The following is a 15,589-nucleotide window of genomic DNA, read 5'->3' on the forward strand; positions in this document are numbered from 1 at the left end:
GCGTGCGTTCGATCGAAACGCCCCACACCGGGATCTTTCATGGCGCGTGACCAGATCGATATGACGCCGCTGCAATCACGCAACGAACTCGTGGCGTGGCTGGAAGCCGGCGTGAAGCCCGCATCCGAATTCCGCATCGGCACCGAGCACGAAAAAACTCCGTTCACGCTTCAAGGCCACGACCCCGTGCCGTACGAAGGATCGCGCGGCATCGGCGCGTTGCTCGAGGGCATGAAGCTCCTGCTCGGCTGGGAGCCGATCATGGAGCAGGGCAATATCATCGGTCTCCATGACGTCACCGGCGGCGGTGCGATCTCGCTGGAGCCGGGGGGACAGTTCGAGCTGTCGGGGGCGCCGGTCGAGACGGTGCATCAGACCCAGGCGGAGCTCGCCGCGCACCTGGCGCAGGTCAAGGAGATCGCGACACCGCTCGGCATCGGGTTTCTCGGCCTCGGCATGACGCCGTCGTGGTCGCGGGCGCAGATTCCGATGATGCCAAAGGGCCGCTACAGGATCATGAGCGGCTACATGCCGAAGGTCGGCCAGTACGGTCTCGACATGATGTTGCGAACCTGCACGGTGCAGACCAATCTCGACTTCTCGTCCGAAGCCGACATGGTCAAGAAGCTGCGGGTCTCCGTGGCGTTGCAGCCGGTCGCGACGGCGCTGTTCGCAAATTCTCCCTTCACCGAAGGCAAGCCGAACGGCTTCCTGTCGTTCCGTTCGGAAATCTGGCGCGACACCGACAACGCCCGCGCCGGCATGATCCCGTGGGCGTTCGAGGACGGCATGGGATTCGAACGCTGGGTCGACTACGCGCTCGACGTTCCCATGTATTTCGTCAAGCGCGACGAAAATTATATCGACGTGTCCGGCTCCTCGTTCCGCGATTTCTTCGACGGCAGGAACAAGGCCATCCCCGGCGAGCGGCCGACCTTGTCGGACTGGGCCAATCATCTGTCGACCATTTTCCCCGAGGTGCGATTGAAGCGCTATCTGGAAATGCGCGGCGCCGACGGCGTGCCGTGGGGACGCCTGCCCGCGCTTCCGGCGTTCTGGGTCGGATTGCTCTACGACACCACTAGCCTCGAGGCGGCCTGGGACATTGCCAAGCGCTGGAATGCGCAGGAACGCCAGGCGCTGCGCGACGACGTCTCGCGCATGGGCTTCAAGGCGCGGATCAAGGGTCGCTACCTGTTCGAAATCGCCAGGGAGTGCCTGGTGCTGGCGCATGCGGGCCTGCGCCGGCGCGGCCATGTCGATCATCTCGGCCGCGACGAGTCGCGGCATCTGGAGCCGCTCGATCAAATTCTGGATTCAGGCCGTTCTCCCGCCGAGGAGATGCTGGAGAAATTCAACGGCGCATGGGGAGGATCGGTGGAACCGGCCTACAGCGAATACGCTTTCTAGACCGGATAAAGTTCGAGGGTCGATCAACCCTGAATCAGCGATTTGACCGGCGGGTGCGCGACGGCTTCACGACGGAATCGTTCATCCACCGTACATCAAGGTGGCGATCTAATGAGCCCACTCCGCGCTCTTCCTTCAGGATACGCTGTTTTGCGGCATGTGTTGAAAGTCCATGCGTTGAAAGTCGGCCTGATCCTGCTGGCTGCGTTGTCGTCGATAGCCGGGCCAGTGGCGCCGCCGGCACATGCCCAGACCAATTTCGACCGGCCCGGCGCCGACTATCTGCGAATGCCGCTGCGGTCGGGCGATCCGGCCGATTGTGCGCTGGCGTGCGAGCGCGATCGCCGCTGCCGCGCCTGGAGCTTCAGCTATCCCAGCGAACGGTCGGAGACGGCGGTGTGCTGGCTCAAGAATGCCGTCGCGCCGCGGATCGCGAATCCGTGTTGCGTGTCCGGCGTGCGTGGCGCGGGCGTGATCGAGCGACGGATCGGTCCGGTCGAAACCTCGACCGATCGCTCCGGTGGCGACTATCGCGGCTTCGAAATCAAGAAAGACGAAAGAGCCGACGCCGACCAGATCTGCCGCCATGCGTGCGATGCCGACAGCAAGTGCCGGGCATGGACCTATGCGCGGCCGGGCTATGCCGGAAAAGCCGCGCGATGTTTCCTGAAAAAGGAAATCAAGCCGCCGCGCCGCAGACCAGGCTTTACGTCCGGGGTGGTGCGTTAGGAGCTGGTCGCGTCATTCTTGCGCAAGCGATGCGATGGACTGGATTGCTTCGTCGCTGGCGGGACGACGCGGCGCGTCGCCCTGAACTCCTCGCAATGACGACGAATTCCCCTCGTATTTTTCTAGAGCCTTTTCGCTTCTGATGGAATCAGAAGCGGGCTCTATGATTTTGATTTGACGCGTTTTCTTCATGCGAACCGGTAACCACTTCGCTCGAAAACACTCTAATGCACCGCCGTGAAAAAACGTGCGAGGCGGAAGCCCGAGAGCCAGGTCCAGACCGGCTGGCTGCGGATGCCCATATCCCATGAACCGACGATGGCATCGACCCGGCCGACCAGGTTGTCGGTCGGGAGCAGACCGACGCCGCCCTGGCTGACGGGCACGCGGCTGTCTGCGGAGTTGTCGCGGTTGTCGCCCATCACGAACAGATGGCCCGGCGGCACCGTCACCTCCACCGTGTCGTCGAGCCGGCCGTTGTCGTGAATCTTGAAAATGGGGTGCGAGATGCCGCCCGGCAGCGTTTCCACGTAACGACGCGCCGGCTCGCTGGAGCCGTTGTCGTCCTCGGCCTCGCCGAGACCATCCGGTTTCAGCGCCGTCGCCTGGCCGTTGATCCAGACCTGACCGCCGCGCATCTGGATGCGGTCGCCGGGCAGGCCGATGACGCGCTTCACCCAGACCTGCGAGCGGTCGCCGGGCCAGCGGAAGACCACGACATCGCCGCGTTTGGGCAGTTCGCCGAAAACGCGCGATGTCTCGGGAAACGAAACATGGATCGGCAGCGAGGCGGTGCTGTAGCCGTAAGGGTATTTCGACGCCAACAGCGCGTCGCCGATCAGCAGCGTCGGCTCCATCGACGCCGACGGCACATAGAACGGCTCGGCGAGCGCGCCCTTCGCGACCAGCACCACCAGCACGATCGCCGCAATCTGGACGATCTGTCCGCCCCAGCGCCGGACCGTCGATGGCGTTGATGTTTCCGCGCTCATCCGCCCGTTCCTCCGACCGTGATCCGTTCCATTCGCAGCGTCGGCTGGCCGACGCCGACCGGCACACCCTGGCCGTTCTTGCCGCAGGTGCCGATGCCGTCGTCAAGCGCGATATCGTTGCCGATCATGGTGATGCGGTGCAGGTCGGTCGGCCCGTTGCCGATCAGCATCGCGCCCTTCAGCGGCGCGCCGATCTTGCCGTTCTCGATCTTGTAGGCCTCGGTGCACTGAAACACGTATTTGCCCGAGGTGATGTCGACCTGGCCGCCGCCGAAATTGGCGGCGTAGATTCCGTTTTTCACCGAGGCGAGAATTTCCGCGGGGTCGCGATCGCCCGCCGGCATATAGGTGTTGGTCATGCGCGGCATCGGCACGTGAGCGTAGTCCTGACGGCGGCCGTTGCCGGTGGGCTTCATGCCCATTAGCCGCGCGTTCTGGCGGTCCTGCATGTAGCCGATCAGGACGCCGTCCTCGATCAGCACGGTGCGGCCGGTCGGCGTGCCCTCATCATCGATTGAAAGTGAGCCGCGCCGCGCCGAAATGGTGCCGTCGTCGACGACGGTGACGCCTCTGGCCGCGACCTGCTGCCCCATCAGTCCCGCGAAGGCCGAGGTTTTCTTGCGGTTGAAGTCGCCTTCGAGGCCGTGTCCCACCGCTTCATGCAGCATCACGCCGGGCCAGCCGGGACCGAGCACCACGTCCATCTCGCCGGCGGGCGCGGGCACCGATTCCAGATTGACCAGCGCCTGACGGATCGCGCCGTCCGCGGCCGACCGCCATGCCTTGGTCTCGATGAAGCGGGCATAGCCCTCGCGGCCGCCATAGCCATGGCTGCCGGTTTCCTGCCTGTCACCTTGTCCGGCAACGACGGAAATGTTCACCCGCACCAGCGGCCGGATATCGCGATAGCTTTCGCCGTCCGGCCGCATGATTTCGACGACCTGCCATGTCGCGCCGAGGCTGACGGACACCTGACGCACCCGCGGATCCTTGTCGCGGACATAGGCGTCGATCTCAGTAAGCAGCTTGACCTTGGTCTCGAAGCCGAGGCCGTCGAGCGGATTGTCGTCGACGTAGAGCCGTACATTGGTATGGGCGGGAGCGGCCGCGAATGTCCCCTGGTAGCCGCCGCGCACGGCGCCGACGGCATCGGCGGCGCGGATCAGCGCGGGCAGCGAAACGTCGGACGAATGGGCGTAGCCGACGGCATCGCCCTTGACGGCGCGAAGCCCGAAGCCTTGCGAGGTATCGTAGGTCGCCTGCTTGAGCCGGCCGTTGTCGAACATCAGCGCTTCGCTCTGGCTGTATTCCAGAAACAGTTCGCCGTCGTCCGCGCCTTTGAGGCCCCGCGCCACTTCATCGCGAACGGAATCGCGGTCGAGATCGGCGCGGTCGAGCAGGGACGTAGCGGCGGGACTGGTCATGCGGACTCCAGATTCAACATTCAACGCGGATATGCGGCCGTTCCGTGTCGTCCGAAGCGGTCAAGAATCAAGATAGGCATGATGGCCGCAAAAAGGGAGGCTCTTTGCAAACCTAGAGCCTTTTCGCTTCCGATGGAATCAGAAGCGGGCTCTATGATTTTGATTTGACGCGTTTTCTTCACGCGAACCGGTATCCACTTCGCTCGAAAACGCTCTAAATCGCTACGGCAGCTTGTCGTAACCTTCGCCGAGCCCGTTCAGGCTGAGCGGGAAGCCGATGCCTTCCTCGGGCGTTTCGAAGATGATGAACGTCGCCGTCTTGGCGCTACGCAACTGCCCCAGCAGTTTGTCGTCCAGCACGACCTCGGCGACGCAGCCGTTGGGCAGGCAGCGCACGAACCCGGCGCGGCCGACGTCGACGTTGTCGAGTTTCAGGCCGAGACCGGAGGGCAGCAGCACGCCGAGCGGCGCCACCACCCGCATCAGCCGGCTTTTCTGGTCGGCGGTCTTGAGCACGATCACGGTCAGGCCGGCGTTGGAGCGGTCCTCCGCCACCACGCTCTGGATCAACGCGCATTGCTCGGCTTTGGCGCCGGGCGGGGTGTCACAGCGGATTTGCCAGTCGCCATGGACTGATTTGACGGCCCCCTGGGCGCAGGCTGCGCCGGCAAAGCCCAGAACGATAAGGGCGGCGATCCAGCCCGTCAGCACGCGGGTCGGCTGACGTTTCGCAACCGCTATGCGTCCTGGCGCATGCCTGATATGCCGTTTCGAAGGCCTCATCCGGGTCGATCCCTTAGCTCTCGCATGCGTACCTTGGCGCGCCGGCCCGACGGGCAATGACGGCGCTTGAGGCGGTCCCCGGCCCGGATCAGCCCGAACCGCAGCCACCGTAAAGCGGCCGCGCCTGTGCCTACATCGGAGAATCCGCCTGTCAAGCGCGCCCGGCAGCAAAAGACGCGTTTGCGCTCTGTTTTGTCAGCCAAATGCGTTTATCAGCCAAATGCGCCGGACCGCGGTTCGAAGGCATCGCTCGACTCGCTGTCCTTGGTCCTTGCGAGGGACGACAAATTATGATTTGAGAGAGCGGCTTTGGACGCATTCTAGCTCAACGGCCCCGCAGGCTGTTCGCGGAAGCGTCATGTCGACCAGCAGCCTTGCCGCCGGCGGGAACTGCTTAAGGGGTTAGTTTAGGGTTTTTATATGACAAGGAGCGCGAGCGGCATGAAGATGTCGAAGGGCCAGATTGGTCGCCGGTTTAGCCGCCGGTTTCTGGGGGTAGCGTTTGGAATGGCGGCGCTGGCCGCTGGTGGATCGGTTTCTGCAGAGGAACTGGTCGGTCAACCGAATGCGTGGGGGCTTGACCTTCAAGCGGCGGCGTCGCCGGTGATGGAAAGCATCGCGAAGATGCACAGTGGGCTTGTGGTCGTGATCACGCTGATCACGCTGCTCGTGACGGCGCTTTTGGTGGTGGCGATGTTGAAGTTCAACGCGCGGGCCAACCCGGTGCCGTCGAAGACGACCCACAACACGATGATCGAGGTTGCGTGGACGATCATCCCGGTTTTGATTTTGGTTGGCATTGCGGTGCCGTCGTTCCGGCTGCTGTTCGAGCAGCTTGACATTCCGAAGGCCGACCTGACGGTGAAGGCGACCGGCAAGCAGTGGTACTGGAGCTACACCTATCCGGACAATGGCAAGTTCGAGTTCGACTCGCTGATGGCGGAGGACAAGAAGCCGCGGATGCTGGCCGTCGACAACGAGATGGTGGTTCCGGTGAACAAGGTGGTCGTGGTTCAGGTGACCGGGGCCGACGTGATTCATTCTTTTGGAGTTCCTGCGTTCGGCATCAAGGTGGATGCGATTCCGGGCCGTCTCAACGAGACCTGGTTCAAGGCCACCAAGACCGGCATGTTCTACGGCCAGTGCTCGGAGTTGTGCGGCCGGGATCACGCCTTCATGCCGATCGCGGTGCGGGTGGTGAGCGAGCAGGATTTTGCGGCCTGGGTTGAAACCGCGAAGAAGAAGTTTGCTTCGAACCCGGCGAACGCGGTGGCCTCGGCTGCCGACGTGATGCACTAGGCGCCGGCGTCAGGAGATTTTCTGACGAGGGCGACAACTTAAGGTTCGAAGGACTTCAAGGGACGAAAGACAGGATTAGACAATGGCAACAGCAACTGCTCACGATCATGCGCACGACGACGACCACGCGCACCACCCGACCGGGTGGCGGCGCTTTGCGTATTCGACCAATCACAAGGACATCGGGACCATGTACCTGGTGTTCGCCCTCGTTGCGGGGCTCATCGGCGGCCTGATGTCGATGGGCATCCGGGCGGAGCTGATGTTTCCCGGCGTGCAGGTTTTCCATCCTGCTCACGAGTACAACGTGTTTGTGACCAATCACGGCCTGATCATGATCTTCTTCATGGTGATGCCGGCGATGATCGGCGGCTTCGGCAACTGGTTCGTGCCGCTGATGATCGGGGCGCCGGACATGGCGTTTCCGCGCATGAACAACATCTCGTTCTGGCTGCTGCCGGCGGCGCTTGCGCTGCTGCTGATCTCGACGTTCGTGGAGGGCGAGCCGGGCTCCAGCGGTGCTGGCACGGGCTGGACGCTGTATCCGCCGTTGTCGACGAGCGGTCATCCGGGTCCGGCGGTGGACTTCGGCATTCTGTCGATCCATCTGGCCGGTGCCTCCTCGATTCTCGGCGCGATCAACTTCATCACCACGATCTTCAACATGCGCGCGCCTGGCATGACCATGCACAAGATGCCGCTGTTCGTATGGTCGATCCTGGTCACCGTGTTCCTGCTGCTGCTGGCGCTGCCGGTGCTGGCGGGCGCGATCACGATGCTGCTGACCGATCGTAACTTCGGCACCACGTTCTTCGCTCCCGATGGCGGCGGCGATCCGGTGTTGTTCCAGCATCTGTTCTGGTTCTTCGGTCATCCCGAGGTGTACATCCTGATTCTGCCCGGCTTCGGCATGATCAGCCATGTGATCTCGACCTTCTCGAAGAAGCCGATCTTCGGCTATCTCGGCATGGCCTATGCGATGGTCGCGATCGGCGGCGTCGGCTTCGTGGTGTGGGCGCACCACATGTACACGGTCGGCATGGTGTCGTCGGCGCAGGCCTATTTCGTCGCGGCGACCATGGTGATCGCGGTGCCGACCGGGGTGAAGGTGTTCTCGTGGATCGCCACCATGTGGGGCGGCTCGATCGAGTTCAGGGCGCCGATGCTGTTTGCGATCGGCTTCATCTTCCTGTTCACGGTCGGCGGCGTTACCGGCGTGGTGCTGGCCAATGCGGGCGTCGATCGCGTGATGCAGGAAACCTACTACGTCATCGCGCACTTCCACTACGTGATGGGCATTGCCGCGGTGTTCGCGATCTTCGCGGGCTGGTACTACTGGTTCCCGAAGATGTCCGGCTACATGTACAACGAGACCATCGCCAAGCTGCACTTCTGGTTGATGTTCATCGGCGCCAACGTCCTGTTCTTCCCGCAGCACTTCCTCGGACTGCAGGGCATGATGCGGCGCTCGGTCGACTATCCGGATGCGTTCGCGGGCTGGAACGAGATCTCGTCCTACGGTGCCTTCATCGCAGGGTCCGGCGTCCTGGTGTTCCTCTACGGCCTGATCGATGCCTTCGCGCGCAAGCAGAAGGCTGCGGACAATCCGTGGGGTGAAGGCGCCACCACGCTGGAGTGGACGCTGTCGTCGCCGCCGCCGTTCCACCAGTTCGGAACGCTGCCGAAGGTGCAGTAAGCAAGTCATGTGACTGTGCGCGGCGCGCCTGGTGCGCGCCGCGCACCCAACAAAGCGAACTGTATGCGGCGCGCTCGCCGCGCCGCGTACCTCAACAAAGTGAGTTGTGTCTTGCCGGTAGTCGATCAAAACGCCATTGAGCTGCCGCCCCGGATATCGGAGGCGAGCGTCGCCGATTACTTCGCGCTGCTGAAGCCACGGGTGATGTCGCTCGTGATCTTCACCGCGCTGGTCGGACTGATGATTGCGCCGGGCCATGTACACCCGGTGCTGGGCTTCACCGCGATCCTGTGCATCGCGGTCGGCGCCGGTGCCTCCGGCGCGCTGAACATGGCGCTCGAAGGCGATATCGACGTGCTGATGTCGCGCACGGCCAACCGGCCGATCCCGCGCGGCCGCATCACCCGCGGCGAGGCGATGGGGTTCGGCCTCACGCTGTCGTTCTTCTCGGTGATGACGCTCGGCGCCCTGGTCAACTGGTACGCCGGGGGATTGCTGGCCTTTACGATCTTTTTCTACGTGGTGATCTACACCATGGGGCTGAAGCGCCGGACCGCGCAGAACATCGTGATCGGCGGCGCCGCCGGCGCACTGCCGCCGGTGGTGGCGTGGGCGGCGGCGACGGGGTCGCTGTCGGTCGAGCCGCTGCTGCTGTTTTTGATCATCTTCTTCTGGACGCCGCCGCATTTCTGGGCGCTGGCGCTGTTCCGCTCCGACGATTATGCGCGCGCCGGCGTGCCGATGCTGCCGGTGGTCGCCGGCCCCGATGCGACGCGGCTGCAGATCCTGCTCTATACCATCGTGCTGGTGGCGATCGCCGCCGCGCCCTGGCCGCTCGGCTATTTCGACTGGGTTTATGGCGTCACCTCGCTGGTTCTCGGCGCCGGCATGCTGGTGCTCGCGATCAATGTCTATCGCCATCGCACCGGCAGCACGGCGCTGCGCGCCACGCGACGCCTGTTCGCATTTTCGATCCTCTATCTGTTCGCGCTGTTTGCCGTTCTGCTGCTCGATGTGCTTGCGAAGGCCGTCGCGCCGTTGATCTGGTAAGGGGGCGCATGGAGCGATGGACAACAAGCCGAAGCCGGACGAGATCGTTCTCACCGAGGCGCAGAAAAAGCGCCGGCGCGAGCGCTCGATCGCGATCGCCTGCGCGCTCGGAATCCTGGTCGTGCTGTTCTTCGCGGTCACACTCGTCAAGGGGCCGGGCGTCATCGTCCGTCCGATGTGATTGAAATGACCGACGCGCCACAGCACCCGCAGCAACCCGCCACCGGGACTCCCGCCACGCCGAAGGCCGCGCCGCGCGTGGGCCGCGACGTGAGGATCGGCGCGACCTGCGGCCTGCTGGTCGCGCTCATGGTCGGCGCCGCCTACGCCGCGGTGCCGTTCTACAACTGGTTCTGCCGCGCCACCGGTTTCAATGGAACCACGCAGGTCGCAAAAGTCGCGCCGAGCGCGGCACCGCTTGCGCGCACGGTGGCGGTGCGCTTCGACTCCAACATCTCCGGCGGGCTGCCGTGGAAGTTCGAGCCGGAACAGACCGAGATAAACGTCCGGATCGGCGAGGTCGCCACCGTATATTATACCGTCACCAACCATGCGGCGACCGCCACGACGGGGCAGGCGGCCTATAACGTCACGCCGCTGACGGTCGGATCGTATTTCACCAAGATCAACTGCTTCTGTTTCACCGAGCAGACCCTGGCGCCCGGTGAGAAGCGGGAGATGGCCGTCGTCTTCTATGTCGACCCGAGCTTCGCCGCCGACAGCGAAAATGACGGCGTCAGGACCATAACCCTGTCCTATACCTTCTTCCCGGTGAAGGACGCCGCGCCGAAGCCGGTGGCGGCGAGCGAACCGGACAGGCCAGGGGGAAGCATCTGACCTTCGACGGCTGACGCGTTTGGTTGCTGACGCGTTTTGTTTTTGGGATGGATTAGGTGCCAATTCAATCGGCACCGCTAACGCAGACGGAGAGAGACCGCAATGGCTACGGCGCAAGTCAAGCACGATTACCACCTTGTCGACCCGAGTCCGTGGCCGATCGTAGGCGCGACCGCGGCCTTCGTCATGGCCGTCGGCGCCATCCTGTGGATGCATCATCTGACCGCGGTCGCGCCGATCATTTTCGGCATCGGCGTGGTCGGCGTGCTCTACACCATGGCGAGCTGGTGGGCGGACGTGATCCGCGAAGCCGAGCACAAGGGCGACCACACCCGCGTGGTGCAGATCAGCCATCGCTACGGCATGATCCTGTTCATCACCTCCGAGGTGATGTTCTTCGTCGCCTGGTTCTGGGCCTTCTTCAATTCGGCGCTGTTCCCGGGCGATCCCGTGCACGCGACCCGCGAGGTGCTGTTCGGCGGCGTCTGGCCGCCCAAGGGCATCGAGACCTTCGACCCCTGGCACCTGCCGCTGCTCAACACCCTGCTCCTGCTGACCTCGGGCACCACGGTGACCTGGGCCCATCATGCCCTGCTCAATGGCGACCGCAAGGGACTGAAGTGGGGGCTGATCCTGACCATCGCGCTCGGCGCTACCTTTACCTGCGTGCAGGCCTACGAGTACTCTGAAGCGGCCTTCAGCTTCGCCGGCAACGTCTACGGCGCCACCTTCTTCATGGCCACCGGCTTCCACGGCTTCCATGTGCTGGTCGGCACCATCTTCCTGATCGTCTGCCTGTTCCGCGCCAATGCCGGACACTTCACGCCGACGCAGCACCTCGGCTTCGAATTCGCCGCCTGGTACTGGCATTTCGTCGACGTGGTGTGGTTGTTCCTGTTCGTCTGCATCTATGTCTGGGGCAACGGCGCCTCGGCCATGGCGCACGCCGCGCACTGATCCGGGACGCAAGCAGCTCAAATATGGAAAGGGCGGCCGCTGGGGCCGCCCTTTTCTCTTCCGGGGAATGTCCGATGTCCAATTTTTACGCCCGGGCGACCTTGTTCGAGGCCATCCTGCGCGGGGTCGCCTGCAAATGTCCGCGCTGCGGCAAGGGGAAGCTGTTTTCCGGGTTCCTGACGCTGCGGCCATCCTGCCAACGCTGCGAGCTGGATTACGCCTTCATCGATTCCGGCGACGGCCCCGCGGTGTTCATCATCCTGATCGGCGGCTTCATCGTCGTCGGCTGCGCCCTGATCGTCGAGGTCAAGTATCAGCCGCCATACTGGGTTCACGCCGCGCTCTGGATCCCGCTGATCCTCGCCGTCACCCTGGCGCCGCTGCGCGCCATGAAATCGCTGCTGATCAGCCTGCAATTCCACCACAAGGCCGCCGAAGGCCGCTCCATCCGGCCAAACCCATGACCAAGCTCGCAAAGCGAAAAGGCTCTAAAAGCCGGCCTTGCTGTTCGACCAGAACGGGTCTCGATGACATGTAATCGATCCATGTTCCGGCGTCGTGCGCGGGCATAGCTGGTCGAAGGATGTCGTCGGTTCTCTTGACCCGCGCATCCATTTTCTTTCGGAGATGATGGGATCGCCATGTCATAGGCGAGCGAAGCGACGCCGTCCCTACCGGCTATGCCCGGCAAAGACGGATCATCGAGGTGTTGCCGTCCAGGGGCGAAACACTCTATAGAGCCAATTGTGGTCCTTGCGGCGCGGTTTTTCTCCGCTGCCGGGTTTCCCCTTTACCGCCAAACGCTCTATGGTGCGCGGCGGCTGTCGCCCGAAGGCGAAGTGAACATCCCTCAATATCAAATGCTTGGTGACATACGCTGCCGCTGGAGGCCGGCTTGACGCATTATATTTCGACCCGGGGCGAAACCCAGAAACTCAGGTTCTGCGATGTGATGCTGGCCGGGCTCGCCCGCGACGGCGGTCTCTATGTGCCCGAGGTCTGGCCGCAGTTGACGCCCGATACCATCGCGGGCTTTTTCGGCCGGCCGTATTGGGAGGTCGCCGTCGAGGTCATCAGGCCGTTCGTGGCCGGAGATATCTCCGATGCCGATCTCGGCCGCATGGCCAATGAGGCCTATGCGACGTTCCGGCATCCGGCGGTGGTGCCGCTCGACCAGATCGGCCCCAATCAATTCATGCTGGAACTGTTTCACGGTCCGACGCTCGCGTTCAAGGACGTGGCGATGCAGCTTCTGTCGCGGCTGATGGATCACGTCCTGGCGCAACGCGGCCGGCGCACGACCATCGTGGTGGCGACCTCGGGCGATACTGGTGGCGCCGCGGTCGACGCGTTCGCCAACCGCGCCAATGTCGACCTGATCGTGCTATTTCCGGACGGCCGCATCTCCGAGGTGCAGCGGCGGATGATGACGACGACGGGCGCGTCCAACGTTCACGCGCTAGCGGTCAAGGGCACCTTCGACGACTGTCAGGCGATCGTGAAGGGGCTGTTCAACAACCACCGCTTCCGCGACGAGGTGTCGCTCTCCGGCGTCAACTCGATCAACTGGGCGCGGATCGTCGCGCAGGTGGTGTATTATTTCACCTCGGCGGTCGCGCTCGGCGCGCCGGCGCGCACCGTCGATTTTACCGTTCCGACCGGTAATTTCGGCGACATCTTCGCCGGTTACGTCGCGAAGAAAATGGGCCTGCCGGTGCGCTGCCTGCGCATCGCCGCCAACGTCAACGATATCCTGGTGCGCACGCTGAAGACCGGCATCTACGAGGTTCGCGAGGTTCGCGCCACCGCCTCGCCGTCGATGGATATCCAGGTTTCGTCGAACTTCGAGCGGCTGCTGTTCGAGGCGACGGGTCGCGACGCCGCGCAGGTACGCGCGCTGATGGCATCGCTCGCACAGTCCGGACGCTTCGTGCTGCCGGATCCCGTGCTGGCCGAGATCCGCCGCGATTTCGATGTCGGGCGCAGCGACGAGACCGAGACCGCGGCCGCGATCCGCGCGGCGTGGCGCGAGGCCGGCGATCTCGTCGATCCCCATACCGCGGTGGCCCTCGCGATAGCCGATCGCGATACCTCCGACTCCAAAATTCCCAACATCGTGCTGGCGACGGCGCATGCCGCGAAGTTTCCCGATGCGGTCGAGGCCGCTTGCGGCGCGCGGCCGCAATTGCCGGCGTGGCTCGACGGGTTGATGACGCGGCCCGAGCGGATCACGGTTGTGAACAACGATCAGGTAGAAATCGAACGGTTCGTGCTGTCCGTCAGCCGCGCCGCCAAGCACGGAGTTGCCGGATGAGTGTCGACGTGACCAAGCTGCCCTCCGGCCTCACGGTTGTCACCGACACCATGCCGCATCTGGAAACGGCCGCGCTCGGCGTCTGGACGGGGGTCGGCGGCCGCGACGAGAAGCCGAACGAGCACGGCATCTCGCACCTTCTTGAACACATGGCGTTCAAGGGAACCACCACGCGGTCGGCGCGAGAGATCGCCGAGGAAATCGAGGCGGTCGGCGGCGATCTCAACGCGGCCACCGGCGTCGAGACCACGGCCTATTACGCGCGGGTGATGAAGGCGGACGTTCCGCTCGCGCTCGATGTGCTGAGCGACATCCTGTCCAATCCGAACTTCGCCGCGGACGAACTCGAACGCGAAAAGAGCGTCATCGAGCAGGAAATCGGCGCGGCGCAGGACACGCCCGACGACGTCGTGTTCGAGCATCTCAACGAACTCTGTTATCCCGATCAGCCGATGGGACGCTCGCTGCTCGGTACGCCGGAGACGCTGAAGCGGTTCAACGGCGACAGCCTGCATGGCTATCTCGCGACCCATTATCGCGGGCCTAATATGGTGGTGGCCGCGGCGGGGGCGGTCGAGCACAAGGCGGTCGTTGCAGAAGTCGAGCGGCGCTTTGCGAGCTTCGATGCTGCGCCGGCGCCGAAGCCGCAAGCGGCGAAATTCGGCAAGGGCGGCTCCAAGGTGGTGCATCGCGACCTCGAGCAGGCGCATCTGACGTTGGCGCTGGAAGGGCTGCCGCAGACCGACCGCTCGCTGTTCTCCTTGCAGGTGTTCACCCATCTTATCGGCGGCGGCATGTCCTCGCGGCTGTTTCAGGAGGTCCGCGAGAAGCGCGGGCTGTGCTATTCGATTTACGCCTTCCACGCGCCCTATGCCGATACCGGGTTCTTCGGGCTCTACACCGGCACCGATCCGAGCGACGCGCCGGAGATGATGGAAGTCGTGGTCGATGTCATCAATGAGGCGGTGGAGACGCTGACCGATACCGAAATCGCGCGCGCGAAAGCGCAGATGAAAGCCGGTCTGCTGATGGCGTTGGAGAGTTGCAGCGCCCGCGCCGAACAACTGGCGCGTCACATCCTCGTCTACGGGCGGCCGCAGAGCGTGGCCGAATTGATGGCCAGGATCGATGCCGTCAGCATCGAATCGACCCGCGACGTGGCGCGGGATATCTTGACGCGCAGCCGGCCCGCTGTCGTCGCGCTCGGCAGCGGCAGGGGGTTGGACACGGCGGTGGCTTTTGCGGAAGGATTGACGCCGTCGAAGGCGAAAATCCTGCTTCACTAGAGTCTTTCCGCTTCTGATGGAATCAGAAGCGGGGCTCCATGATTCTGATTTGACGCGCTTTATTGACGCGAACCGGTACCCATCCTCGGGTCAAGCCCGAGGACATGCTTCGCTCGAAAACGCTAGAGATCAACGTTATAGATTAGAGGCTGGCGGGTTCGGCATCGAGGAACGGCCATGGCCCTGTTTCGTTTGCCATCCAGCGCGCCGGCGCTCATGCCGCGGGGACGCGGCCTGTTGCTGCGCGCGCCGGAGGTGTCCGATTTTCTGCAATGGACGCGGCTTCGCGAGTACAGCCGCGCCTATCTGACGCCATGGGAGCCGATCTGGCCATCGGACGACCTGACCCGCGCCGGCTTCCGGCGGCGGCTGCGTCGCTACGCGGAGGATATCGCGGGAGACAAATCTTATCCGTTCATCGTGTTTCGGGAATCCGACGGTGTCATGCTCGGCGGGGTCACGCTCGCCAATGTTCGCCGCGGCATCGTGCAGGCCGGCACCATCGGATACTGGATCGGCGAACCCTATGCGGGACAGGGCTATATGACCGCGGCGCTGCGGGTGCTGTTGCCGACCCTGTTCGGCGAGCTGAACCTGCATCGCATCGAGGCCGCCTGCATTCCCAGCAATGCGCCGTCGATCCGGGTGCTGGAAAAGTGCGGCTTCACGCGCGAGGGGCTGGCGCGCCGCTATCTCTGCATCAACGGGATCTGGCAGGATCACCTGCTGTTCGGCATGCTGCACGAGGATTTTCACGGCTAAAACCTTCCGCTTCAAATCGCATCAGAAGCGAGGCTTTCTGATTTTGAGAG

Annotated in this window: 15 protein-coding genes; 12 read left to right on the forward strand and 3 right to left on the reverse strand. The window is 63.6% G+C overall.

What is annotated here, in order from left to right:
• Positions 1-39: 39 nt before the first annotated feature.
• A complete protein-coding gene (locus tag NHAM_RS01260; protein WP_011508854.1) occupies positions 40-1,410 on the forward strand; it encodes a glutamate--cysteine ligase in 1,371 nt (456 codons plus the stop codon).
• Positions 1,411-1,521: 111 nt separating this feature from the next.
• Positions 1,522-2,139, forward strand: coding sequence for a PAN domain-containing protein (locus NHAM_RS01265; protein WP_011508855.1), 618 nt, complete (start codon positions 1,522-1,524; stop codon positions 2,137-2,139).
• Between the two features lie 224 nt (positions 2,140-2,363).
• On the opposite strand, the gene lepB is transcribed toward NHAM_RS01265, so the two are convergent.
• The 3 genes from lepB to NHAM_RS01280 form a co-directional block, all read right to left on the reverse strand.
• Positions 2,364-3,131 carry a signal peptidase I gene (gene lepB / locus NHAM_RS01270; protein WP_011508856.1) on the reverse strand — a complete coding sequence of 256 codons (768 nt, stop codon included), beginning with the start codon at positions 3,129-3,131 and terminating at the stop codon, positions 2,364-2,366.
• Entirely contained in the window at positions 3,128-4,555 is a 1,428-nt protein-coding gene (gene tldD / locus NHAM_RS01275; RefSeq protein WP_011508857.1) for a metalloprotease TldD, read from the reverse strand. Before tldD ends, lepB begins: the two co-directional genes overlap by 4 nt.
• 222 nt (positions 4,556-4,777) lie before the next feature.
• Positions 4,778-5,338, reverse strand: coding sequence for an invasion associated locus B family protein (locus NHAM_RS01280; RefSeq protein ID WP_011508858.1), 561 nt, complete (start codon positions 5,336-5,338; stop codon positions 4,778-4,780).
• Positions 5,339-5,779: 441 nt separating this feature from the next.
• Between NHAM_RS01280 and coxB the strand changes: the two genes are divergently transcribed.
• From coxB to NHAM_RS01330, 10 genes are all read left to right on the forward strand, one after another.
• Positions 5,780-6,637 carry a cytochrome c oxidase subunit II gene (gene coxB / locus NHAM_RS01285; protein ID WP_011508859.1) on the forward strand — a complete coding sequence of 286 codons (858 nt, stop codon included), beginning with the start codon at positions 5,780-5,782 and terminating at the stop codon, positions 6,635-6,637.
• A gap of 82 nt (positions 6,638-6,719) precedes the next feature.
• Positions 6,720-8,333, forward strand: coding sequence for a cytochrome c oxidase subunit I (ctaD, locus tag NHAM_RS01290; protein ID WP_011508860.1), 1,614 nt, complete (start codon positions 6,720-6,722; stop codon positions 8,331-8,333).
• A gap of 111 nt (positions 8,334-8,444) precedes the next feature.
• A complete protein-coding gene (locus NHAM_RS01295; protein WP_041358582.1) occupies positions 8,445-9,383 on the forward strand; it encodes a heme o synthase in 939 nt (312 codons plus the stop codon).
• A 16-nt stretch (positions 9,384-9,399) separates the two neighbouring features.
• The gene (locus NHAM_RS01300; RefSeq protein ID WP_011508862.1) at positions 9,400-9,564 is read left to right on the forward strand and encodes a hypothetical protein; all 165 of its coding nucleotides are present in this window, start codon (positions 9,400-9,402) and stop codon (positions 9,562-9,564) included.
• 5 nt (positions 9,565-9,569) lie between these two features.
• A complete protein-coding gene (locus NHAM_RS01305) occupies positions 9,570-10,220 on the forward strand; it encodes a cytochrome c oxidase assembly protein (RefSeq protein ID WP_011508863.1) in 651 nt (216 codons plus the stop codon).
• A 102-nt stretch (positions 10,221-10,322) separates the two neighbouring features.
• Positions 10,323-11,177, forward strand: a complete 855-nt coding sequence (locus tag NHAM_RS01310; RefSeq protein WP_011508864.1) for a cytochrome c oxidase subunit 3 — start codon at positions 10,323-10,325, stop codon at positions 11,175-11,177.
• A 74-nt stretch (positions 11,178-11,251) separates the two neighbouring features.
• A complete protein-coding gene (locus tag NHAM_RS01315) occupies positions 11,252-11,641 on the forward strand; it encodes a DUF983 domain-containing protein (protein WP_011508865.1) in 390 nt (129 codons plus the stop codon).
• A gap of 431 nt (positions 11,642-12,072) precedes the next feature.
• Positions 12,073-13,491: a threonine synthase gene (gene thrC, locus NHAM_RS01320; protein ID WP_011508866.1), complete on the forward strand. Its 1,419-nt coding sequence runs from the start codon at positions 12,073-12,075 to the stop codon at positions 13,489-13,491.
• Positions 13,488-14,777 (forward strand): M16 family metallopeptidase, encoded by a 1,290-nt coding sequence (locus tag NHAM_RS01325; protein WP_011508867.1) that lies wholly within the window; start codon positions 13,488-13,490, stop codon positions 14,775-14,777. The genes thrC and NHAM_RS01325 overlap by 4 nt, the downstream gene beginning before the upstream one ends.
• A gap of 177 nt (positions 14,778-14,954) precedes the next feature.
• On the forward strand, positions 14,955-15,539 hold the full coding sequence (locus tag NHAM_RS01330) for a GNAT family N-acetyltransferase (RefSeq protein ID WP_011508868.1): 585 nt from the start codon (positions 14,955-14,957) through the stop codon (positions 15,537-15,539).
• The last annotated feature ends 50 nt before the right edge of the window (positions 15,540-15,589 follow it).

It is taken from the genome of Nitrobacter hamburgensis X14, from assembly GCF_000013885.1.
In the GTDB taxonomy this organism is placed as follows: domain Bacteria; phylum Pseudomonadota; class Alphaproteobacteria; order Rhizobiales; family Xanthobacteraceae; genus Nitrobacter; species Nitrobacter hamburgensis.

Coding starts and splice junctions, on each gene's coding strand:
- NHAM_RS01260 (WP_011508854.1), top strand. CDS start 40: ATGGCGCGTGACCAGATCGATATGACGCCGCTGCAATCACGCAACGAA.
- NHAM_RS01265 (WP_011508855.1), top strand. CDS start 1,522: ATGAGCCCACTCCGCGCTCTTCCTTCAGGATACGCTGTTTTGCGGCAT.
- lepB (WP_011508856.1), bottom strand. CDS start 3,131: ATGAGCGCGGAAACATCAACGCCATCGACGGTCCGGCGCTGGGGCGGA.
- tldD (WP_011508857.1), bottom strand. CDS start 4,555: ATGACCAGTCCCGCCGCTACGTCCCTGCTCGACCGCGCCGATCTCGAC.
- NHAM_RS01280 (WP_011508858.1), bottom strand. CDS start 5,338: ATGAGGCCTTCGAAACGGCATATCAGGCATGCGCCAGGACGCATAGCG.
- coxB (WP_011508859.1), top strand. CDS start 5,780: ATGAAGATGTCGAAGGGCCAGATTGGTCGCCGGTTTAGCCGCCGGTTT.
- ctaD (WP_011508860.1), top strand. CDS start 6,720: ATGGCAACAGCAACTGCTCACGATCATGCGCACGACGACGACCACGCG.
- NHAM_RS01300 (WP_011508862.1), top strand. CDS start 9,400: ATGGACAACAAGCCGAAGCCGGACGAGATCGTTCTCACCGAGGCGCAG.
- NHAM_RS01305 (WP_011508863.1), top strand. CDS start 9,570: ATGACCGACGCGCCACAGCACCCGCAGCAACCCGCCACCGGGACTCCC.
- NHAM_RS01310 (WP_011508864.1), top strand. CDS start 10,323: ATGGCTACGGCGCAAGTCAAGCACGATTACCACCTTGTCGACCCGAGT.
- NHAM_RS01315 (WP_011508865.1), top strand. CDS start 11,252: ATGTCCAATTTTTACGCCCGGGCGACCTTGTTCGAGGCCATCCTGCGC.
- NHAM_RS01325 (WP_011508867.1), top strand. CDS start 13,488: ATGAGTGTCGACGTGACCAAGCTGCCCTCCGGCCTCACGGTTGTCACC.
- NHAM_RS01330 (WP_011508868.1), top strand. CDS start 14,955: ATGGCCCTGTTTCGTTTGCCATCCAGCGCGCCGGCGCTCATGCCGCGG.